Source organism: Pseudomonas moraviensis subsp. stanleyae (assembly GCF_036283065.1).
GTDB lineage: Bacteria > Pseudomonadota > Gammaproteobacteria > Pseudomonadales > Pseudomonadaceae > Aquipseudomonas > Aquipseudomonas stanleyae.
This window is the reverse complement of record NZ_JAADJI010000006.1, coordinates 68,237-88,601: the sequence shown is the minus strand read 5'-3', so window position 1 is coordinate 88,601 and position 20,365 is coordinate 68,237. Positions and strand designations below refer to the sequence as shown.

The following is a 20,365-nucleotide window of genomic DNA, read 5'->3' as shown; positions in this document are numbered from 1 at the left end:
GTTGAATGTGATGCCCATTCGCGAGCAGGCTCGCTCCCACATGAGATCTGTATTCGCTTCAGGTACCTGGTTTTGGCGTGCGGGCCAGGCAGTACACATCGACCCGCGCCGCACCTGCATTCATCAACAACCGCGCCAGCGCCTGAGCGGTCGCTCCGGTGGTCAGAACATCATCCACCAGCGCGAAATGCCGGCCCCTTACCTGCGCCTCAGGCAGCAGCGCAAAGGCGTTGCGCAAATTGCGTTTGCGCGCCTTGGCGTCGAGATCCTGCTGGGCGTCGGTGTCCACGATTCGCCGCACAAGCTGTTCTTCACAGGGCAGATCCAGCGACACACTCAACCAGCGCGCGAGCATCGCCGCCTGATTGAATCCTCGTTGACGCAATCGTTTATTCGCCAGCGGGACTGGCAGCAGCCCATCAGGTCGCGGCAAGTCCTCGTCGAAACGATGTTGCAGGTATTGGCCGAGAACGTCGGCGAGCAGGTGACCAAACGGCCATTTCGCGTTGTGTTTAAAGCGCGTAATCAGGCTGTCCACCGGGAAGCCATACACCCAGGGCACCGCTACCTGTTCGAAGGCCGGCGGCTCTAGCAGGCAATCGCCGCAGCTCAGGCCATCCACCGCCAGTGGCAAAGCGCAGCTCTGGCAGTGACTGCCGAGCCAGGGCAACTCGGTTTCGCAAGCCTCGCACATTGGCATTTGTGCTTCTGCGGGCTCATCGCACAGCAAACAGGTCTGTACGTTTTTTAAACAGATGTAAACCTGTCCTTGGTATTGCGGTTGACAGCGCATCACTCTTCCTTAAATATGCCGAACATCCGTGTTGCGCCTGTGGATATTCCATTTTCCGCGGCGCCAGCCAAGCATAACCAAGGAATTGCCCATGAGCGCGAGCACCACCGCCACCCTGCGTCACGATTGGTCTCTGGCCGAAGTCAAAGCACTCTTCGTACAGCCATTCAACGACTTGCTGTTCCAGGCGCAAACGGTGCATCGCGCACATTTCAACGCCAACCGCGTGCAGGTCTCGACGCTGCTGTCGATCAAGACCGGCGCGTGCCCCGAGGACTGCAAGTACTGCCCGCAATCCGGGCACTACAACACCGGTCTGGAAAAAGAAAAACTGATGGAAGTGCAGAAGGTCCTCGAAGAGGCGGCCCGGGCCAAAGCCATCGGCTCGACGCGGTTCTGCATGGGCGCGGCGTGGAAACATCCGTCGGCCAAAGACATGCCGTATGTGTTGAAGATGGTTGAAGGGGTAAAAGCCCTCGGCCTGGAAACCTGCATGACCCTCGGCCGTCTCGATCAGGAGCAGACCGAAGCGCTGGCCAGGGCCGGTCTCGATTACTACAACCACAACCTCGACACCTCGCCGGAATTCTACGGCAGCATCATCACCACCCGCACTTACAGCGAGCGCCTGCAAACGCTGGCCTACGTGCGCGAGTCGGGGATGAAAATCTGCTCCGGCGGCATTCTCGGCATGGGCGAATCGCTGGATGATCGCGCCAATCTGCTGATCCAGTTGGCCAACCTGCCCGAGCACCCGGAGTCGGTGCCGATCAACATGCTGGTGAAAGTCGCCGGCACGCCGCTGGAAAATGCGGAAGACATCGATCCGTTCGATTTCATCCGCATGCTCGCCGTCGCGCGCATTCTCATGCCGCAATCCCATGTGCGCCTGTCTGCCGGCCGCGAAGCGATGAACGAGCAGATGCAGGCCCTGGCCTTTTTTGCCGGCGCCAACTCGATTTTCTACGGCGACAAACTGCTCACCACCGCCAACCCGCAGGCAGACAAGGACATGCAGCTGTTCGCGCGCCTCGGTATCCAGCCGGAGGCTCGCGAAGAGCATGCGGATGAGGTGCACCAGGCGGCGATCGAGCAGGCGCTGGTGGAGCAGAAGAGCAGCGAGCAGTTCTATAACGCTGCGGTGTAATAAACCGCGCGGATTGCGCTGAAGGAATGCAAAACCCCTGTGGGAGCGAGCCTGCTCGCGAAAGCGGTTTGGCCGCCAACATCCATGTTGGATGTGACGCCCATTCGCGAGCAGGCTCGCTCCCACAGGGGATCTGTGTCATTTGAAAAATCGAGGCCTGCATGTCTTTCGATCTCGCCGCACGCCTTGCTGCCCGCCGTGCCGACAACCTCTACCGGCAGCGCCCGCTGCTCGAATCGCCGCAAGGCCCGCAAGTGGTAGTTGACGGCCAACCGCTGCTCGCTTTCTGCAACAACGACTATCTGGGCCTGGCCAATCACCCGCAAGTGATCGAAGCCTGGCGCGACGGTGCCGAGCGCTGGGGCGTTGGTGGCGGCGCCTCGCATCTGGTGATCGGCCACAGCATCCCGCATCACGCACTGGAAGAAGCGCTCGCTGATCTGACCGGCCGGCCGCGTGCGCTGCTGTTCACCACCGGTTACATGGCCAACCTCGGCGCGGTCACTGCGCTGGTCGGGCAGGGCGATACGGTGCTGGAAGACCGGCTCAATCACGCTTCATTGCTGGACGCGGGCCTGTTGTCCGGCGCGCGTTTCAATCGCTACCTGCACAACGATGCCGAGAGTTTGGCCAAGCGCCTGGAGAAAGCCACTGGCAGCACTTTGGTGGTCACCGACGGCGTGTTCAGCATGGACGGTGACATCGCCGACCTGCCGGCGCTGGCCCGCGAGGCCAAGGCCAGAGGCGCGTGGCTGATGGTTGATGACGCCCATGGCTTCGGCACGCTGGGCGCCAACGGCGGCGGTATTGTCGAGCACTTTGGCTTGAGCCAGGACGATGTGCCGGTGTTGGTCGGCACCCTCGGCAAAGCCTTCGGCACCGCCGGAGCGTTTGTCGCCGGCAGCGAAGAGCTGATCGAAAGCCTGATCCAGTTCGCCCGCCCGTACATTTACACCACCAGCCAACCACCGGCATTGGCCTGCGCGACGCTGAAAAGCCTCGAGCTGCTGCGCAGCGAACATTGGCGCCGTGAGCACTTGCAGATGTTGATTCGCCAGTTCCGCCACGGCGCCGAGCAGATCGGGCTGGAACTGATGGACAGCTTCACGCCGATCCAGCCGATCATGATCGGCGATGCCGGCCGCGCCGTGCGGTTGTCGCAGCTGTTGCGCGAGCGCGGGCTGATGGTCACTGCGATTCGCCCGCCGACCGTGCCTGCCGGCAGCGCGCGGTTGCGCGTGACTCTGACCGCCGCCCACAGCGAGGCTCAAGTGCAGCAGTTGCTGGAAGGATTGGCAGATTGTTTCGCCCGATTATCGTTGGAGCCAAGCCATGCGTAATCGCCTGATCCTGCTGCCCGGCTGGGGACTTGGCATATCGCCGCTGGAACCGCTGGCGGCGGCATTGCGTGGCCTCGACGAACATTTGCAGGTCGAAATCGAGCCGCTGCCGGAGCTGGATTCCGCCAACCTTGAAGAATGGCTCGACGAACTTGACGCGCGCATTCCTCAGGAAGTGTGGCTCGGTGGCTGGTCGCTGGGCGGAATGCTCGCCAGCGAACTGGCAGCCCGCCGCGGCGACGCGTGCTGCGGGGTGCTGACGCTGGCGAGCAATCCGGCGTTTGTCGCCCATGAACAGTGGTCGAGCGCGATGCCCGGCGAGACTTTCGATGCATTTCTTGCCGGTTGCCGGACCGACCCGCGAACTACCCTCAAGCGCTTCGCTCTCCTATGTGCGCAAGGTTCGCCAGACCCGCGTGGCTTGTCGCGCTTGCTGCTCGGTGGCGCGCCAGCCACCGAGGCGATTGCACTGATGGCGGGTCTGGAGCTGCTCGCGCAACTGGATACGCGCCAGGCGTTGCAGGCCTTCCGCGGCCCGCAGTTGCATCTGTTCGGCGGACAGGACGCTCTGGTCCCGGCGCAAGCGCCCGGCGCGTTGTTCGCGCTGTTGCCGGATATCGAAATTGGTCTGATCGAACAGGCCAGCCATGCTTTTCTGCTGGAAGACCCGCACGGAATCGCGGGCGCGATCCAGGCGTTTCTACATGAGTGCGCTGATGAATGATCTGTCCCTCGTGCTGCCCGGGGGCTTGCCCGACAAGCGTCAGGTGGCGGCGTCTTTTTCCCGCGCGGCGGCCAGTTACGACAGCGTCGCCGAATTGCAGCGCGACGTCGGTACGCAATTGATTGAGCGCTTGCCAGCGAATTTCATGCCGTCGCGATGGCTGGATCTCGGTTGCGGGACTGGCTATTTCTCCCGAGCGCTGGCCTCGCGTTTTACCCCGAGCAGCGGGGTCGCGCTGGACATTGCCGAGGGCATGCTCAATCACGCACGGCCGCTGGCTGGTGCTGAGCATTTCATTGCGGGCGATGCCGAGCGGCTGCCGTTGCAGGATGCGAGTTTCGACCTGATTTTTTCCAGTCTTGCCGTGCAGTGGTGCGCCGACTTCGATGCGGTGCTGCGCGAAGCCTTGCGCGTGCTGAAACCGGGCGGGATTTTTGCGTTTGCTAGTCTGTGTACAGGGACGCTGTTCGAGTTGCGTGAGAGTTGGCAGCAGGTCGACGGGCTGGTGCACGTCAACCGCTTCCGCGAATTCGCCTGCTATGAACAGTTATGTGCTGCCAGTGGCATGCGCATCATGGCTCTAGAGAATCGGCCGCACGTGTTGCATTACCCGGATGTGCGCAGCCTGACTCATGAGCTGAAGGCGTTGGGCGCGCATAATCTGAATCCCGGGCGGCCGGGCGGTCTGACCGGGCGCGCGCGTATCCTCGGATTGATCGACGCGTATGAGCGGTTCCGTCAGGCGTCGGGACTGCCGGCAACGTATCAGGTGGTGTACGCCGTGTTGGAGAAACCTCTATGAGCGCAGCCTATTTCATCACCGGTACCGACACTGATGTCGGCAAGACCACCGTCGCTGCCGGATTGCTCCATGCGGCGCGGTCGGCAGGCTTGAGCACGGCGGCGGGCAAACCGGTGGCTTCCGGTTGCGACGTCACGCCCAAAGGCTTGCGCAACTCCGATGCGTTGGCGCTGCTGGCCGAATGTTCTTTGCCGCTGACGTATCAACAGGTCAACCCGGTGGCGTTCGAACCGGCGATCGCTCCGCATCTGGCGGCGCGCGAAGCGGGTGTGGCGCTGACGGTGCAATCGTTGCTGGCGCCGATGCGCGGGATTCTGGCGATGAACGCCGATTTCACCCTCATCGAAGGCGCGGGCGGCTGGCGGGTGCCTTTGGCCGATCAGGATAATCTCTCGGACCTGGCGATTGCGCTGAAGCTGCCGGTGATTCTGGTGGTCGGCGTGAGGCTGGGCTGCATCAGTCACGCGTTGCTGACCGCCGAGGCGATTGCCCGGGATGGCCTGCAATTGGCGGGATGGGTGGCGAACATCATCGATCCGAAGACCTCGCGCCTTGAGGAAAATCTTGCAACCCTCGCCGAGCGCATCCCCGCGCCGTGCCTGGGCCGCGTGCCAAAACTCAAGGCGTTGAGTGCCGAAGCGGTAGCCGAGCATTTGCAGTTGGATTTGCTCGACTAAGTTTTTGCCTATGAACAGGCACTGTGCCATTAGTGTTTTTGACGGGTGTTTTGCAGGCTCGTCTGTTTCAATGGCGACTATTGATCCTTTGCAGGGATGAGAGTGACTATGGAAATCTCCGGCAACACAGCTTTCTATGCTGGGCTGAGCTCGATTCAGTCGGGGCAGAACCGCGTCGATCAGGCTGCCAGCCAGATCGCCAATAACACCATCGAACGCTCGGTGACCAGCCAGTCGTCCGAAGTGCAGGTCAATCGCCTGCGCGGCGTGGATCGCGCACAGGAGTCGGATCTGACGAGCAACATCGTCGAGCTGTCGCAGGGCAGGATCCAGGCAGAGCTGGGCGTGAAGGTGGCCAAGGCGTCCGACGAAGTGCTGGGGACGATCATCGACACCTTCGCCTGATTGAATTTGCTTTAACCCCGAAACGCCGCGCCTTGTCGCGGCGTTTTTCGTTTAAGTCCTTCTTGCTCAACTAATCTTTTCTTCAACGCCCGTGGCCTATATGAAGTCGCGGCGATATTTCGTTTCCGGCGTTTGGAAAAGCTGATGACGAACGGCAAAAGATCGATGCTTGACAAGATTTCGGCGTAAACGTATGTTTCAAACAACTGTTTGACCGTCACAACAACTCAACACGGTCGTTCATTCCCGGTTACATCAGCAGAGGTTTATCGCTATGCCTGACTACAAGGCCCCCTTGCGTGATATTCGCTTCGTTCGTGACGAGCTGCTCGGCTACGAAGCGCACTATCAGAGCCTGCCAGCGTGCGCAGACGCCACGCCGGACATGGTTGACGCCATCCTCGAGGAAGGCGCCAAGTTTTGTGAGCAGGTACTGGCGCCGCTGAACCGCGTGGGCGATCTGGAAGGTTGCACCTGGAGCGAGTCCGGCGTGAAAACCCCGACTGGCTTCAAAGAGGCGTACAAGCAGTTCGTCGAAGGCGGCTGGCCAAGCCTGGCGCACGACGTCGAGCACGGCGGTCAAGGTCTGCCTGAGTCGCTGGGCCTGGCAGTCAGCGAAATGGTCGGTGAAGCCAACTGGTCGTGGGGCATGTACCCGGGCCTGTCGCACGGCGCGATGAACACCATCTCCGAGCACGGCACCCCTGAGCAGCAGGAAGCCTATCTGACCAAACTGGTCTCCGGCGAATGGACCGGCACCATGTGCCTGACCGAACCGCACTGCGGCACCGACCTGGGCATGCTGCGCACCAAGGCCGAGCCTCAGGCCGACGGTTCCTACAAAGTTTCCGGCACCAAAATCTTCATCTCGGCCGGTGAGCACGACATGGCCGACAACATCGTCCACATCGTTCTGGCGCGCCTGCCGGATGCACCGGCTGGCACCAAAGGCATCTCCCTGTTCATCGTGCCGAAATTCCTGCCGAACGCTGACGGCACCATCGGCGCGCGCAACGCAGTGAGCTGCGGTTCGCTGGAACACAAGATGGGCATCCACGGCAACGCCACCTGCGTGATGAACTTCGACGGCGCCACCGGTTACCTGATCGGCCCGGCGAACAAAGGCCTGAACTGCATGTTCACCTTTATGAACACCGCACGTCTGGGCACCGCACTGCAAGGTCTGGCCCACGCCGAAATCGGCTTCCAGGGCGGTCTGAAATACGCTCGTGATCGCCTGCAGATGCGCTCGCTGACTGGCCCGAAAGCGCCGGACAAAGCGGCTGACCCGATCATCGTTCACCCAGACGTACGCCGCATGCTGTTGACCATGAAGGCGTTCGCCGAGGGCAACCGCGCGATGGTGTACTTCACCGCCAAACAGGTCGACATCGTCAAGTATGGCGTCGATGAAGAAGAGAAGAAGAAGGCCGACGCACTGCTGGCGTTCATGACTCCGATCGCCAAGGCGTTCATGACCGAAGTCGGTTTCGAAGCCGCCAACCACGGCGTGCAGATCTACGGCGGCCACGGCTTCATCGCCGAGTGGGGCATGGAGCAGAACGTTCGCGACAGCCGCATTTCGATGCTGTACGAAGGCACCACCGGTATCCAGGCCCTCGACCTGCTCGGCCGTAAAGTGCTGATGACTCAAGGCGAAGCTCTGAAAGGCTTCACCAAGATCGTCCACAAGTTCTGCCAGACCAACGAAGGCAACGAAGCCGTCCAGGAATTCGTCGCGCCACTGGCGGCACTGAATAAAGAGTGGGGCGAGCTGACCATGAAGGTCGGTATGGCTGCCATGAAAGACCGCGAAGAAGTCGGCGCGGCCTCCGTGGACTACCTCATGTACTCCGGTTATGCCTGCCTGGCCTACTTCTGGGCTGACATGGCGCGTCTGGCTGCGGAAAAACTGGCTGCCGGCACCACGGACGAGGCGTTCTACACCGCCAAGCTGCAAACCGCGCGCTTCTACTTCCAGCGCATCCTGCCGCGTACTCGTACTCACGTGGCCACTATGCTGTCGGGCGCTGGCAACCTGATGGACATGAAAGAAGAAGACTTCGCACTGGGCTACTAAGCCTCACCGCAGTCTGACGAAAACCGCTGCTCCCGTTAGGGGGCAGCGGTTTTTTTGTTTGCGCATGGCTCAGATAGTCGAGCTTCCGGCCGTTACAGAGACAGTGTGTGATCTGGATCACATTGTATGGGCTTGGCTGCACTTTGCAGGCACAATGCTATCTCTTTGCTATGACGGGTCGGAGCTTACCCTTGCCGCGTTCTTCCGCTGTACGTTTCAGCCATTTCCTGCCATCACTGCTGTTATTGCTCGCGGGGCTGGCGGCTGCGTACGTCAAAGACCTCAGCGTGTTCTTCACGTCCCTGTTCAACGTCTTGCCGACCCTGGTCCTGCTCCTCGGCGGGGCGTATTGCGCGGTGTACCGGCGTCAGCGCGAACTCTTTCTGATGCTGACGGTGTACATCGCCTATTTTTTGCTCGACACCCAGACCGATTTTTATCGCGACAACGGCAAGGTGCGCGAAGACGCTGCGGTGGTGTTCCATCTGGTCTGCCTGCTTCTGCCGTTATTGTTCGGGCTGTTCGCCGCATGGCAGGAACGTACCCATCTGTTTCAGGACATGGTCGCGCGGTTCGCTGTGCTGCTGGCGTTTGGCAGTGTGGCGCTGGGCCTGGAACAAAGTTACCCCCAGGCGCTGCTGCTGTGGCTGTCGGAGATCCGCTGGCCGGCGCTGCATGGGGCATGGATGAGCCTGATCCAGTTGTCCTACCCGGTGTTCATCTCGGCGTTTCTGCTTCTGGCCTGGCAATACTGGCGCAACCCGCGCCCGTTGCACGCGGCGCAACTGGTCGGCTTGCTCGGGGTGTTCTGGATGCTGCCGAAGACTTTCATTCTGCCGTTCACCCTCAACATCATGTGCAGCCAGGTGATGTTGATGATTGCCGCGGCGGTTGCGCATGAGGCCTATCAAATGGCCTTCCGCGACGAGCTCACCGGCCTGCCGGGACGACGCGCGCTCAACGAACGCATGCAACGCCTGGGGCGCAACTATGTGCTGGCGATGAGCGACGTCGATCACTTCAAGAAATTCAACGATACCCACGGCCACGATGTCGGTGATCAGGTCTTGCGTCTGGTCGCCAGCAAACTGTCGAAAATCAGTGGCGGCGGTAGGGCGTATCGCTACGGCGGTGAGGAATTTGCCCTGGTCTTCGCAGGCAAAACCCTTGAAGAGTGCATGCCGCATCTGGAAGTGATCCGTGAATCGATCGCTTCCTACAGCATTCAGCTGCGCAACCAGGAAAACCGCCCGCAGGATGACCAGCAAGGTCGCCAGCGCCGCAGCGGTTCCGGCGCCTCGGCGGTGTCGGTGACCGTGAGTATCGGCGTCGCCGAACGCGTCGAGCAGCGGACTCCGGAAGACGTGCTCAAGTCCGCTGACCAGGCGTTGTACAGCGCCAAGGGCGCCGGGCGTAACTGCGTCATGGCGTTCGGGCAGAACCGCCGTGGCGCGGTGCGCATGGACGCCGCTACGGGTTGAGTGATGACGGCGCATTCAGCGCCCGCACAGTGATTGTCGCCCGTGGTGGCCAGCAGTAGCTTGGAGGAATCTGCTGACGGAGAAGCCACCATGCCCGAGTACAAAGCTCCCCTGCGCGACATGCGCTTTCTGATCGATCACGTCTTCGACTTCCACACCAGCTACGCCAAGCTCGGCGCGCATGACGCCAGCCCGGACATGATCAGCGCGATCCTCGAAGAGGGCGCGAAGTTCTGCGAGAACGTACTGGCCCCGCTCAATCGCAGCGGTGACGAAGAGGGCTGCCATTTCGACAACGGCGTGGTGACAACGCCTACAGGCTTCAAGCAGGCCTTCGCACAATATGTCGAGGGCGGCTGGCACGGGTTGGCGGCCGATCCGGCTTACGGTGGTCAAGGGCTGCCGAGCTCGCTGGGGCTGGTGATCAGCGAGATGGTCGGCTCCAGCAACACGTCCTGGGGCATGTACCCGGGCCTGACCCACGGCGCGATGTCGGCGATCCACGCCCACGGCACCGCCGAGCAGAAAGACATTTACCTGAGCAAACTCACCGCTGGCCAGTGGACCGGCACCATGTGCCTGACCGAAGCCCACTGCGGCACCGATCTGGGCATCATCAAGACCCGCGCGGTGCCCCGGGCCGATGGCAGCTACGCGATCACCGGCAGCAAGATCTTCATTTCCGCTGGCGAGCATGATCTGAGCGACAACATCATCCATCTGGTCCTGGCGAAGCTGCCGGACGCACCGGCCGGGACCAAGGGCATTTCTCTGTTTATCGTGCCCAAGTTCATGCCTGATGGAGCAGGCGAGGCGGGTGAGCGCAACGGCGTTTCCTGCGGCTCGATCGAGCACAAGATGGGCATCAAGGCCTCGGCCACCTGCGTGCTGAATTTCGATGCCGCCACGGGTTACCTGATCGGCGAGCCGAACAAGGGCCTCAACTGCATGTTCACCATGATGAACCACGCGCGGCTGGGCACCGGCATGCAGGGCCTGTGTCTGGGCGAGGCAAGTTTTCAGGGCGCAATAAAATACGCCAATGACCGCCTGCAGATGCGCGCCCTGACCGGTGCCAAGGCCCCGGAAAAACCCGCCGACCCGATCATCGTCCACCCGGATGTGCGGCGTATGTTGCTGACCATGAAAGCCTTCAACGAAGGCAATCGGGCGCTGACCTATTTCACCGCGCAGATGCTCGATGTCGCGCATTTGAGCAGCGATGCCGAGGCGCGTCAGGAGGCCGAAGACCTGTTGGCGTTCCTCACGCCGATCTGCAAGGCGTTCATGACCGACACCGGGCTGGAAGTCACCAACCACGGCATGCAGGTGTTCGGCGGCCACGGTTTCATTCGTGAGTGGGGCATGGAGCAACTGGTGCGTGATTGCCGGATTGCGCCGATCTACGAAGGCACCAACGGCATTCAAGCGCTCGACCTGCTCGGGCGCAAAGTGCTGGGCAGTCAGGGCAAGCTGCTGCGCGGCTTCACCAAAATCGTCCACAAGTTCTGCGCAGCGAACGCCGACCATGCGCAGTTGGGCAGCTTCGTCGCGCAACTCAGCGGGCTCAATCAACAGTGGGGCGACCTGACCATGAAGGTCGGCATGGCCGCCATGAAAAACCCGGATGAAGTCGGCGCCGCGTCCGTGGATTACCTGATGTACAGCGGCTACATCATCCTTGGCTACCTGTGGCTGCGCATGGCGCTGGTCGCGCAGGCACAGCTGGACGCAGGCGAGGGTGAGTCTGATTTCCTCAAGGGCAAACTGGCGACGTGCGAGTTTTACTTCAAGCGCTTGCTGCCACGTACGGCTGCGCATCGGGCGGCGATCGAGGCGGGGAGTGATTGTTTGATGAATCTGCCGGCGCAGGCGTTTGCGCTTTAGGTAAAAGCAAAAGGTCGCAACCTGCGGCAGTTCCTACAGGGCATCGCGTTTTATCTGTAGGACCCGCTAAAGGCTGAGATTTTTTATGGTGACTAAAAATAACAAAACAGTCACCGGCTGACCCTATGTGTCGCAAAAGTTGTTGAGGTACACTCCGGCTCAACGAAAACACCATTCCACGAATCACCTGTTTAGATCTTGCGAGGTTTGCCATGGCTGACTACAAAGCGCCGCTGCGCGATATGCGCTTCGTCCTCAATGAAGTGTTCGAGGTCGCCAAACTCTGGGCCGAGCTGCCGGCGCTGGCCGAGACCGTCGACGCCGAAACCGTTGAAGCGATTCTCGAAGAGGCCGGCAAGGTCACCAGCAAAAGCATCGCGCCGCTGAGCCGTGCCGCTGACGAGGAAGGTTGCCATTGGGCGGACGGTGCCGTCACCACGCCGGCCGGTTTCCCACAGGCTTATCAGACTTATGCCGAAGGCGGATGGGTCGGCGTCGGCGGTGATCCGGCCTACGGTGGCATGGGCATGCCCAAAGCCGTGTCGGCGCAGGTCGAAGAAATGGTCAACTCCGCCAGCCTGGCGTTCGGTCTGTACCCGATGCTGACCGCCGGTGCCTGTCTGTCGATCAATGCCCATGCCAGCGAAGAGCTGAAAGCCGCGTACCTGCCGAACATGTACGCCGGCATCTGGGCCGGTTCCATGTGCCTGACCGAGCCGCATGCCGGCACCGATCTGGGGATCATTCGCACCAAAGCCGAACCTCAGGCCGACGGTTCCTACAAGGTCAGCGGCACCAAGATCTTCATCACCGGTGGCGAGCACGATCTCACCGAAAACATCATCCACCTGGTATTGGCCAAGCTGCCGGACGCCCCCGCAGGGCCGAAAGGCATTTCGCTGTTCCTGGTGCCGAAGTTCATGGTCAATGCCGACGGCAGTCTGGGCGCGCGCAACCCGGCCAACTGCGGTTCGATCGAACACAAAATGGGCATCCAGGCCTCGGCGACCTGCGTGATGAACTTCGACGAAGCCGTGGGTTATCTGGTTGGCGAGCCGAACAAAGGCTTGGCCGCGATGTTCACCATGATGAACTACGAGCGTCTGGGCGTCGGTATTCAGGGCCTGGCCACTGGCGAGCGCTCCTATCAGAATGCCGTCGAATACGCGCGCGACCGTCTGCAGAGCCGTTCGCCGACCGGCGCGCAGAACAAGGACAAAGTCGCTGACCCGATCATCGTCCATCCGGACGTGCGGCGCATGCTGCTGACCATGAAAGCTTCGAACGAAGGCGGCCGCGCATTCTCCACGTATGTGGCGATGCAACTCGACACCGCCAAGTTCAGCGAAGACGCGCCCACCCGCAAGCGCGCGGAAGATCTGGTGGCGTTGCTGACTCCGGTGGCGAAAGCCTTCCTCACCGATCTGGGGCTGGAAACCACCGTCCACGGCCAGCAGATCTTCGGCGGCCACGGCTACATCCGTGAGTGGGGCCAGGAGCAACTGGTGCGTGACGTGCGCATCACCCAGATCTACGAAGGCACCAACGGCATTCAGGCGCTCGACCTGGTCGGGCGCAAGATCGTCGGCAGCGGCGGCGCGTTCTATCAGCTGTTCGCTGATGAGATCCGCCATTTCACCGCAACCGCCAGTGCCGATCTGAGCGAGTTCACCAAGCCGCTGAACGATGCCGTCGACACCCTCGACGAGCTGACCGCGTGGCTGCTCGACCGGGCGAAAAACAATCCGAACGAAATCGGCGCGGCCTCGGTCGAATATTTGCAAGCGTTCGGCTACACCGCTTATGCCTACATGTGGGCGTTGATGGCCAAAGCATCGCTGGGCAAGGAAGCGCAGGACGATTTCTATGCGAGCAAGCTGGGCACCGCACGCTTCTATTTCGCCCGTTTGCTGCCGCGGATTCATTCGTTGAGCGCGTCGGTCAAGGCCGGTAGCGAGTCGCTGTTTCTGCTTGATGCAGCGCAGTTCTGATCCTGTGCGCGTCATGTAAGCATTTGCTTACGTGACGTGCTGCTGTTTTCCCATATGCGTACATTGGATCCACGGCTAATCTACATTTCATGGACGTCGCGCAGGAAGCGCAAAGTAAACAACACGGACACGTAGGATTCTGCCAGGGTGGCGGATTGAAATGGATGTCAGGGAAACAGTCTGCAAAGCCCCGCTTCGGCGGGGTTTTCTTTTGCCTGCAGAAAAGTTTCAGGCCAGTGGATCAAGCGGTACCTTCACTTCGCGGTTGATCACTTCTTCAAGCAATGTCTGCAGTAGCGCCAACGAAGCCTGCTGGCGTTGTACATCGCGGCACACCAAGCCGACTTTCAACGGCACGCGTGGTTCGCTCAGCGGTTTCCACAGTAGATCCTCATCGTCGTATTGCTGCTGTGAACGTCCCGGTAGCACCGTCGCCAGCCTGGTGTGCGGCAGGCTGTCGAGAATCCCCAACATATTGTTCAGCTCGGCCTGCACATGCGGGCGTCGTCCGAGGCTGGTCAGTTGTGCCTGCCAGATCTGCCGGATCTGAAATTCTTCGCCGAGCAGCAACATAGGTAGCTCAGCAGCCTGGCGCATCGAGACTTTCTTGAACTCGCGCAAGGGATGATCCGCCGGGATCACCAGCGTCAGTTCGTCTTCATACAGCAACACGCCGTGCAGGCCAGGTTGGCGCGGCGGCAGATAGCTGATACCGATGTCCAGCGAACCATTGAGCAGGCGCCGTTCGATCTCCAGCCCGGTCAGCTCATAGATCTGCACCACCAGATGCGGCTGCGCCTTGCGCACACGCTCGAGCATTTGCGGCACAAGGCTGGTGTGCACCGTTTGCAGCACACCGATCGCCAGAGTGCGCAACGCCTGCCCCTTGAAATTACCCAATGCCTCGCGCGCCCGCTGCAAGCCATCGAGCAGCGGCAACGCGTGGTTGTACAGCGTGTGCGCAGCGAGGGTCGGCAGCAGGCGTTTACTGCTGCGTTCGAACAGGGTGACGTCGAGGTTCTGCTCCAACTGACGAATCTGCTGCGACAGTGCCGGTTGCGAAATCGACAGCCGTTCCGCCGCACGGCCGACATGGCCCTCTTCGTAGACCGCGACGAAATAACGCAGTTGTTTGAAATCCATAAGTAAGGCTTATCGAAATGGCTGGGAAATCGAAATGGCCGGAAGCCGTATACGGGCCTAGTCTAACCGCATTCACAAGGCTGACAGGGCCAGAAAGTGCGATGAATTCCGTCTGCTTCGTTATCGGTTACATAGGCAGTTCAAAAAACCTCAAGCGAGGTTTATCCACATGAATCTGTTCAGTTTGCGGCGCCAGGCGCCGAGTCTTGATGACCTCGCATTCGAGGCAGGGCCATCCGCAATGACCGGCTATCTCAACGCCCAAGCCCTGATGGCCAGTGTTGAGCGGCCGCAACATGTGTTCGTCCGCGGCCAGGGTTCCTGGCTGTGGGACAGCAACGATCGCGCCTACCTCGACTTTTCCCAGGCCGGCGGCGCCAACAGCCTCGGCCACAGCCCCACGGCGTTGGTCAAAGCCATCGCCAACCAAGCCCAGGCCCTGATCAATCCCGGTTTCGATCTGCGCAATCGCGGCATGCTCAGCCTCGCCGAGCGTCTGTGCGCCAGCACCGGCAGCGATCAGGCGTACTTGCTCAACAGCGGCAGCGAAGCCTGCGAGGCAGCAATCAAACTTGCGCGCAAATGGGGGCAACTGCATCGCGGCGGCGCTTCGCGGATCATCGCAGCGACGCAGGGCTATTACGACCGCAGTCCGTCGACGATCGATCGAGTGCCATTCAACGATTTGCCGGCCCTGCACGCGGCGGTCGACGCGCAGACCGTCGCGATCATGCTTGAGCCGATCCAGAGCGACGCCGGGGTTATTCCCGCGACCGAGCACTACCTCAAAGGCGTCGAGCGACTGTGCCGCGAGTTGGGCATTCTGCTGATCCTCGACGAAGTGCAGACCGGCATCGGCCGCTGCGGCACCCTGCTCGCCGAACAGTCCTACGGCATTCGCGGCGATATCGTCGTGCTCGGCAAAGGCCTCGGCGGCGGCTTGCCACTGGCGGCATTGCTGGCTCGGGGCAAGGCCTGCTGTTTCACCGTCGGCGAAATGGGCGGCACCCATCATGGCAACGCGTTGATGACTGCTGCCGGTCTGGTGGTGCTCGACAGCGTGCATGACCGCAGCTTTCTCCAACAGGTCAACGACAACGGCCAGCATCTGCACGAAGGTCTCGCACGATTGGCGCACCGCTACGGCCATGGCGAGTTGCGCGGGCAGGGCCTGTTTTACGGGCTGACGCTATCCGCGCAGTGCGCCGACGCTGTAATCCACGCCGCGCTGCACGAAGGCTTGATACTCAACGCCGCGCACGCCGACTGCCTGCGCTTCACCCCGGCCCTCACTGTCAGCAAAGCCAACATCGACGAAATGCTCCTGCGCCTGGGCCGCGCCTTCTCGCGAGTGCGCACTGCCCAGTTGCAATGCCGCAAGGGCATTGCCGTCTGAGCTGAACTGCCCCACCGATTACCCGAACCGTCTCGCGGTATAACGCACGCCCCACGCCTGATTCTTTTGGCGTGGGGCGTTTTTTTGTGGTGCTGGCGATCAAATAGCAACCGTAGTGAACCCTGACGAACGGCGCAGGTCGATTAGCTTGTATGGCTCAAGTGAGCCAACCCCCATTCAGGAGCTGCCCCATGGATTTCATTCGTATCATCATCGCTATTCTGTTGCCGCCACTGGGCGTGTTTCTGCAGGTCGGGTTTGGCGGGGCGTTCTGGCTGAATATTCTGCTGACGCTGTGCGGCTACATTCCGGGGATCGTGCATGCGGTGTATATCATCGCCAAGCGTTGAGTCCGGCGGCATATCCTGTAGGAGCTGCGGCACGCTGCGATCTTTTGATCTTGATTGGAGAATCATGAGATCGCAGCGCACCGCAGCTCCTTTAAGGGAGGTCCTGGTCTGCTGGGGCCATCACCCGCCGATAAAATGCCCACTCCTGCTCCAGCGCATGCGCCTGATTGGCCGCGCGGCGAAAGCCGTGGCGTTCGTCGGGGTAATAATGCGCTTCGACCGGGATGCCGTTGTGCTCCAGCGCCGCGACCATGTCCCGGGTCTGTTGCGGCACGACCACCGCGTCCAGTTCCCCTTGGAAAAAAATCACCGGCACACGGATGTTGTCCGCGTGCAGCAATGGAGTGCGCGCAGCGTAACGGTCGGCGTCCTGCTCGGGATGGCCGATCAGCCAGTCCAGATAGTCGCCTTCGAACTTGTGCGTTGCGCGGGCCAAAGCGAGCGGATCGCTGACGCCGTAGAGGCTGGCGCCTGCGCGGAACACCTGCCTGAACGCCAATGCGCAGAGGGTGGTGTAGCCACCTGCACTGCCGCCGCGAATGAACGCTCGGTCGCCATCGATCAAGCCCTTTCCGGCTAGATAGCTGACCACCGCGCAGGCATCCTCGACATCCACCTCGCCCCAGCGCAGATGCAGCGCTTGTCGATATTCGCGACCATAACCACTGCTGCCGCGATAGTTGAGGTCGGCGACAGCGAATCCGCGCTGCGTCCAGTACTGGATGCGCGGGTCGAGTATCGGATAGCACGCCGACGTCGGGCCACCGTGGATAAACACCACCAGTGGCGGTTTCGCTTCACCGTTCATGGCCGGGTAGAAGAAACCGTGAGCCTCGCTTGAGCCGCTTGGATAGCGCAAGGTCTGCGGACGGCTGATGCGTTCGGCAGGCAACGGAGCCACGCCGCCGGCCAGTACCTTTGCTGAGTGAGAGACGCGATCAATGGCAATCACTGCCGACGGGCTGACCGGCGATGCAGCGATGCAATAGATAAATTGCTGATCCATCGCCAGGTGGCGGAAGCGGCTGTAGTCGCCACTGAAATCTTCATTGCCAAGGGCCAGACGACCGAAACCATCTTCGCTCCAGCTGGCTAAAAACTGATCACCGACAGGCAGCCAAGTGCAGCCGCCCAGCTGCCAGGGCGCAGGCGCGTGATCGGCCGCGACGCTGGGCAGCGCTTGCAAGCCTTCGGACGTTTCGATCCACGGCTGCCAGTAACCGCCGCGATCCGTCAGGCAATACAAACGGCCATCGGCGTCGAAACGCGGCTGCTGGATTGACTCTTCCATCTGCTCACCGGCAACACAACGAGGCATAGAAAAATCACCTTCGGCAACCATCAATCGCGTCGAGGTCCACGGTTGATGCGGTCGGCTCCACTCGATCCATGCCAACCGCTGGCCGCCCGGGCTCAACGTTGGCGACGCATAGAAATCCGCGCCTGCGGCCAGCACCTGTCGCGTTCCGGTGTCCAGATCAATCGCCACCAGTCGATGCCGATCCTGCTGCTCTTCAACCGCCAACACCTGGCCACCGGCAAATTGCAGATCGCCATAGCGGCAGTCAGTCGACGTCAGCAAGACCGGCGCGCCATCGAGCGCCTGCCGATACATCTGCTGATCCGCTTCATTGACGAAAACTACCCCGTCAGGCGTGAGACAAAACGCGCCACCGCCATATTCGTACACGCGGCTACGCACGCTGAAACCGTCCGGCGTCAGACGTTTCGCCACGCCATCGCGCCAATGCCAGATTCGGCACGCGGCATCCTCGGGGCGATATTCATTCCAGAACAGGCCGTGGACGCCGAATTGCAGCTCGGCGAAGTCGGTTCCGGCGGCGACGGCCTGGGCGGCGCTGAAAGGCTCAGCCCTTGGCGATGAGGCGTGAGTTTCGTTCATTGCGAAAGGCCAATTGTTCGATGGTTTGAGTGGCGGTCTCGGCTTCTTCGCGGGCCTTGAGGATCACACCGTGATGTTCGGACTTGCTGCACACCGGATCGGCATTACTCGCGTCGCCAGTGAGCATGAACGCTTGGCAGCGGCAGCCGCCGAAGTCTTTTTCTTTCTCGTCGCAAGAGCGGCAGGGCTCGGGCATCCAGTCGTAACCGCGAAAGCGATTGAAGCCGAACGAGTCGTACCAGATGTGCTGCATGCTGTGATCGCGCACGTTGGGAAACTGCACCGGCATCTGGCGGGCGCCATGGCAGGGCAGGGCGGTGCCGTCTGGAGTGACGGTCAGAAAGATGCTGCCCCAGCCGTTCATGCAGGCTTTCGGGCGTTCTTCGTAGTAGTCCGGGGTGACGAAAATCAGCTTGCATGGATGCCCTTCGGCTTCCAGCCTGGCCCGGTATTCGTTGGTGATGCGTTCGGCGCGCACCAGTTGTTCCTGGGTCGGCAACAGGCCGACACGGTTGAGCTGCGCCCAGCCGTAGAACTGGCAAGTGGCGAGTTCGACGAAGTCGGCCTCAAGTGCAATGCACAGCTCGATGATGCGGTCGATCTTGTCGATATTGTGCCGGTGGGTGACGAAATTCAGCACCATCGGATAGCCGTGGGCCTTCACCGCACGAGCCATTTCCAGCTTCTGCGCAAAGGCTTTTTTCGAGCCGGCGAGGAGGTTGTTCACCTGCTCGTCACTGGCCTGGAAGCTGATCTGGATGTGGTCGAGTCCGGCCTTCTTGAAGTCGCTGATCTTCTGCTCGGTCAGGCCAATGCCCGAGGTGATCAGGTTGGTATAGAAACCCAACTGCCGCGCTTCATGAATCAGTTCGGCGAGATCTTGACGCACCAATGGTTCGCCGCCGGAAAAGCCCAGTTGCGCCGCGCCCATCTCCCGCGCTTCGCGGAACACCTTGATCCATTGTTCGGTCGTCAGCTCTTTGCCCTGCTCGGCGAAATCCAGCGGATTGGAGCAGTACGGGCATTGCAGCGGGCAGCGGTAGGTCAACTCGGCGAGCAGCCACAGCGGCAGGCCGACTTCCGGTTTTGGCGGCACTTGCACTGTCGAATCAGGCAAGTTCGATCCAGTGCTGTGCACGGGCAACCTCCATGAATTGCTCGATGTCGTCACCAAGCTCGGGCACGCCGGGGAACTGCTCATCGAGTTTGGCAATGATCGCCGCGACATCGCGCTCGCCATCAATCGAGCCACCGATCAGCGCAGCCGTTTCGTTGAGCTTGATCATGCCTTCCGGGTACAGCAACACATGGCCTTTTTGCGCCGGCTCGTACTGGAAGCGGTAGCCGGGACGCCATTTCGGCACTTGGCTGCGGTCGAAACTCATAAGGTGATTCCTTTATGCCAGACCCGTTGTTCGGTCACGCTGTGATACGGCGGACGGTTCAGTTCGTAGGCCATGCTCATGGCATCGAGCATGCTCCAAAGAATGTCCAGTTTGAACTGGAGAATTTCCAGCATGCGCTCCTGCCCTTCGCGAGTCTTGTAGTGCTCAAGGGTGATTGCCAGCCCATGCTCGACATCACGTCGCGCCTGGCCGAGGCGGGTGCGGAAATATTCATAACCGGCCGGGTCGATCCATGGGTAATGCTGCGGCCAGCTGTTGAGGCGCGACTGGTGGATCTGCGGCGCGAACAGTTCGGTCAGCGAGCTGCTGGCGGCCTCCTGCCAACTGGCGCGACGGGCGAAGTTGACGTAGGCATCGACGGCGAAGCGCACGCCGGGCAGCACCAGTTCCTGGGAACGCAATTGATCCGGGTCGAGGCCGACAGCCTGGCCCAGACGCAGCCAGGCTTCGATGCCGCCGTCTTCACCCGGGGCGCCGTCGTGGTCGAGCAGGCGCTGAATCCACTCGCGACGAATCTCGCGGTCCGGGCAGTTGGCGAGGATCGCCGCGTCTTTCAGGGGAATGTTCACCTGATAGTAGAAGCGATTGGCGACCCAGCCCTGAATCTGCTCGCGGGTCGCACGGCCTTCGTACATCGCCACGTGGTACGGGTGGTAGATGTGGTAGTAGGCGCCTTTGGCGCGCAGCGCCGCCTCGAATTCTGCGGGGGACATTGGCGTGTCAGTCATGTTTGTTCTCCGGGGAACAACCCTAGAAATCTTTTCTGATTGCACTGGCCTCTTCGCGAGCAGGCTCGCTCCTACAGGTTGATCGCATTCCAAATGTGGGAGCGAGCCTGCT

Annotated in this window: 18 protein-coding genes; 12 read left to right on the top strand and 6 right to left on the bottom strand. The window is 61.0% G+C overall.

Going from position 1 to position 20,365, the window contains the following annotated elements; all coding sequences use genetic code 11:
- Positions 1 to 58: 58 nt before the first annotated feature.
- The gene (locus GXB78_RS12090; protein WP_329515555.1) at positions 59 to 793 is read right to left on the bottom strand and encodes a ComF family protein; all 735 of its coding nucleotides are present in this window, start codon (positions 791 to 793) and stop codon (positions 59 to 61) included.
- Between the two features lie 91 nt (positions 794 to 884).
- On the opposite strand from GXB78_RS12090, the gene bioB reads away from it, so the two are divergent.
- The 10 genes from bioB (at position 885) to GXB78_RS12040 (ending at position 13,327) form a co-directional block, all read left to right on the top strand.
- Positions 885 to 1,940, top strand: a complete 1,056-nt coding sequence (gene bioB, locus GXB78_RS12085; protein ID WP_329515554.1) for a biotin synthase BioB — start codon at positions 885 to 887, stop codon at positions 1,938 to 1,940.
- A 161-nt stretch (positions 1,941 to 2,101) separates the two neighbouring features.
- A complete protein-coding gene (gene bioF, locus GXB78_RS12080; RefSeq protein ID WP_329515553.1) occupies positions 2,102 to 3,280 on the top strand; it encodes an 8-amino-7-oxononanoate synthase in 1,179 nt (392 codons plus the stop codon).
- Entirely contained in the window at positions 3,273 to 4,004 is a 732-nt protein-coding gene (locus GXB78_RS12075; protein ID WP_329515552.1) for an alpha/beta fold hydrolase, read from the top strand. Before bioF ends, GXB78_RS12075 begins: the two co-directional genes overlap by 8 nt.
- Positions 3,997 to 4,806: a malonyl-ACP O-methyltransferase BioC gene (gene bioC, locus GXB78_RS12070; protein WP_329515742.1), complete on the top strand. Its 810-nt coding sequence runs from the start codon at positions 3,997 to 3,999 to the stop codon at positions 4,804 to 4,806. The genes GXB78_RS12075 and bioC overlap by 8 nt, the downstream gene beginning before the upstream one ends.
- Positions 4,803 to 5,483, top strand: a complete 681-nt coding sequence (bioD, locus tag GXB78_RS12065; RefSeq protein WP_016772864.1) for a dethiobiotin synthase — start codon at positions 4,803 to 4,805, stop codon at positions 5,481 to 5,483. Before bioC ends, bioD begins: the two co-directional genes overlap by 4 nt.
- A 108-nt stretch (positions 5,484 to 5,591) precedes the next feature.
- Positions 5,592 to 5,888 (top strand): pyrroloquinoline quinone biosynthesis protein PqqE, encoded by a 297-nt coding sequence (locus tag GXB78_RS12060; protein WP_253496486.1) that lies wholly within the window; start codon positions 5,592 to 5,594, stop codon positions 5,886 to 5,888.
- A 274-nt stretch (positions 5,889 to 6,162) separates the two neighbouring features.
- Positions 6,163 to 7,968, top strand: coding sequence for a phenylacyl-CoA dehydrogenase (locus GXB78_RS12055; RefSeq protein WP_042606676.1), 1,806 nt, complete (start codon positions 6,163 to 6,165; stop codon positions 7,966 to 7,968).
- Positions 7,969 to 8,159: 191 nt separating this feature from the next.
- Positions 8,160 to 9,449, top strand: a complete 1,290-nt coding sequence (locus GXB78_RS12050) for a GGDEF domain-containing protein (RefSeq protein ID WP_329515551.1) — start codon at positions 8,160 to 8,162, stop codon at positions 9,447 to 9,449.
- A gap of 90 nt (positions 9,450 to 9,539) precedes the next feature.
- Positions 9,540 to 11,336, top strand: coding sequence for an acyl-CoA dehydrogenase C-terminal domain-containing protein (locus tag GXB78_RS12045; protein WP_329515550.1), 1,797 nt, complete (start codon positions 9,540 to 9,542; stop codon positions 11,334 to 11,336).
- Positions 11,337 to 11,548: 212 nt separating this feature from the next.
- Positions 11,549 to 13,327: an acyl-CoA dehydrogenase C-terminal domain-containing protein gene (locus GXB78_RS12040; protein ID WP_329515549.1), complete on the top strand. Its 1,779-nt coding sequence runs from the start codon at positions 11,549 to 11,551 to the stop codon at positions 13,325 to 13,327.
- 228 nt (positions 13,328 to 13,555) lie between these two features.
- Here GXB78_RS12040 and GXB78_RS12035 read toward each other — a convergent pair whose 3' ends face one another.
- A complete protein-coding gene (locus tag GXB78_RS12035; RefSeq protein WP_329515548.1) occupies positions 13,556 to 14,470 on the bottom strand; it encodes a LysR family transcriptional regulator in 915 nt (304 codons plus the stop codon).
- A 169-nt stretch (positions 14,471 to 14,639) separates the two neighbouring features.
- On the opposite strand from GXB78_RS12035, the gene GXB78_RS12030 reads away from it, so the two are divergent.
- On the top strand, positions 14,640 to 15,866 hold the full coding sequence (locus GXB78_RS12030) for an aspartate aminotransferase family protein (RefSeq protein ID WP_329515547.1): 1,227 nt from the start codon (positions 14,640 to 14,642) through the stop codon (positions 15,864 to 15,866).
- Positions 15,867 to 16,057: 191 nt separating this feature from the next.
- Entirely contained in the window at positions 16,058 to 16,216 is a 159-nt protein-coding gene (locus GXB78_RS12025; protein ID WP_003228885.1) for a YqaE/Pmp3 family membrane protein, read from the top strand.
- A 91-nt stretch (positions 16,217 to 16,307) separates the two neighbouring features.
- Here GXB78_RS12025 and GXB78_RS12020 read toward each other — a convergent pair whose 3' ends face one another.
- The 4 genes from GXB78_RS12020 to pqqC are packed head-to-tail and all read right to left on the bottom strand — an operon-like array spanning position 16,308 to position 20,253.
- Positions 16,308 to 18,119 (bottom strand): S9 family peptidase, encoded by a 1,812-nt coding sequence (locus tag GXB78_RS12020; RefSeq protein ID WP_329515546.1) that lies wholly within the window; start codon positions 18,117 to 18,119, stop codon positions 16,308 to 16,310.
- Positions 18,085 to 19,257: a pyrroloquinoline quinone biosynthesis protein PqqE gene (pqqE, locus tag GXB78_RS12015; RefSeq protein ID WP_329515545.1), complete on the bottom strand. Its 1,173-nt coding sequence runs from the start codon at positions 19,255 to 19,257 to the stop codon at positions 18,085 to 18,087. Before pqqE ends, GXB78_RS12020 begins: the two co-directional genes overlap by 35 nt.
- Positions 19,229 to 19,504, bottom strand: coding sequence for a pyrroloquinoline quinone biosynthesis peptide chaperone PqqD (pqqD, locus tag GXB78_RS12010; protein WP_329515544.1), 276 nt, complete (start codon positions 19,502 to 19,504; stop codon positions 19,229 to 19,231). The genes pqqE and pqqD overlap by 29 nt, the downstream gene beginning before the upstream one ends.
- A complete protein-coding gene (pqqC, locus tag GXB78_RS12005) occupies positions 19,501 to 20,253 on the bottom strand; it encodes a pyrroloquinoline-quinone synthase PqqC (RefSeq protein ID WP_329515543.1) in 753 nt (250 codons plus the stop codon). The genes pqqD and pqqC overlap by 4 nt, the downstream gene beginning before the upstream one ends.
- Between the last annotated feature and the right edge of the window lie 112 nt (positions 20,254 to 20,365).

What these genes read in the sequence shown, in the direction of transcription:
- bioD (WP_016772864.1), top strand. Translation starts at nt 4,803, where the DNA reads ATGAGCGCAGCCTATTTCATCACCGGTACCGACACTGATGTCGGCAAG.
- pqqC (WP_329515543.1), bottom strand. Translation starts at nt 20,253, where the DNA reads ATGACTGACACGCCAATGTCCCCCGCAGAATTCGAGGCGGCGCTGCGC.
- GXB78_RS12040 (WP_329515549.1), top strand. Translation starts at nt 11,549, where the DNA reads ATGGCTGACTACAAAGCGCCGCTGCGCGATATGCGCTTCGTCCTCAAT.
- GXB78_RS12020 (WP_329515546.1), bottom strand. Translation starts at nt 18,119, where the DNA reads ATGAACGAAACTCACGCCTCATCGCCAAGGGCTGAGCCTTTCAGCGCC.
- GXB78_RS12025 (WP_003228885.1), top strand. Translation starts at nt 16,058, where the DNA reads ATGGATTTCATTCGTATCATCATCGCTATTCTGTTGCCGCCACTGGGC.
- GXB78_RS12045 (WP_329515550.1), top strand. Translation starts at nt 9,540, where the DNA reads ATGCCCGAGTACAAAGCTCCCCTGCGCGACATGCGCTTTCTGATCGAT.
- GXB78_RS12055 (WP_042606676.1), top strand. Translation starts at nt 6,163, where the DNA reads ATGCCTGACTACAAGGCCCCCTTGCGTGATATTCGCTTCGTTCGTGAC.
- GXB78_RS12075 (WP_329515552.1), top strand. Translation starts at nt 3,273, where the DNA reads ATGCGTAATCGCCTGATCCTGCTGCCCGGCTGGGGACTTGGCATATCG.
- GXB78_RS12090 (WP_329515555.1), bottom strand. Translation starts at nt 793, where the DNA reads ATGCGCTGTCAACCGCAATACCAAGGACAGGTTTACATCTGTTTAAAA.
- bioB (WP_329515554.1), top strand. Translation starts at nt 885, where the DNA reads ATGAGCGCGAGCACCACCGCCACCCTGCGTCACGATTGGTCTCTGGCC.
- GXB78_RS12060 (WP_253496486.1), top strand. Translation starts at nt 5,592, where the DNA reads ATGGAAATCTCCGGCAACACAGCTTTCTATGCTGGGCTGAGCTCGATT.
- GXB78_RS12035 (WP_329515548.1), bottom strand. Translation starts at nt 14,470, where the DNA reads ATGGATTTCAAACAACTGCGTTATTTCGTCGCGGTCTACGAAGAGGGC.
- bioF (WP_329515553.1), top strand. Translation starts at nt 2,102, where the DNA reads ATGTCTTTCGATCTCGCCGCACGCCTTGCTGCCCGCCGTGCCGACAAC.
- GXB78_RS12030 (WP_329515547.1), top strand. Translation starts at nt 14,640, where the DNA reads ATGAATCTGTTCAGTTTGCGGCGCCAGGCGCCGAGTCTTGATGACCTC.
- bioC (WP_329515742.1), top strand. Translation starts at nt 3,997, where the DNA reads ATGAATGATCTGTCCCTCGTGCTGCCCGGGGGCTTGCCCGACAAGCGT.
- pqqD (WP_329515544.1), bottom strand. Translation starts at nt 19,504, where the DNA reads ATGAGTTTCGACCGCAGCCAAGTGCCGAAATGGCGTCCCGGCTACCGC.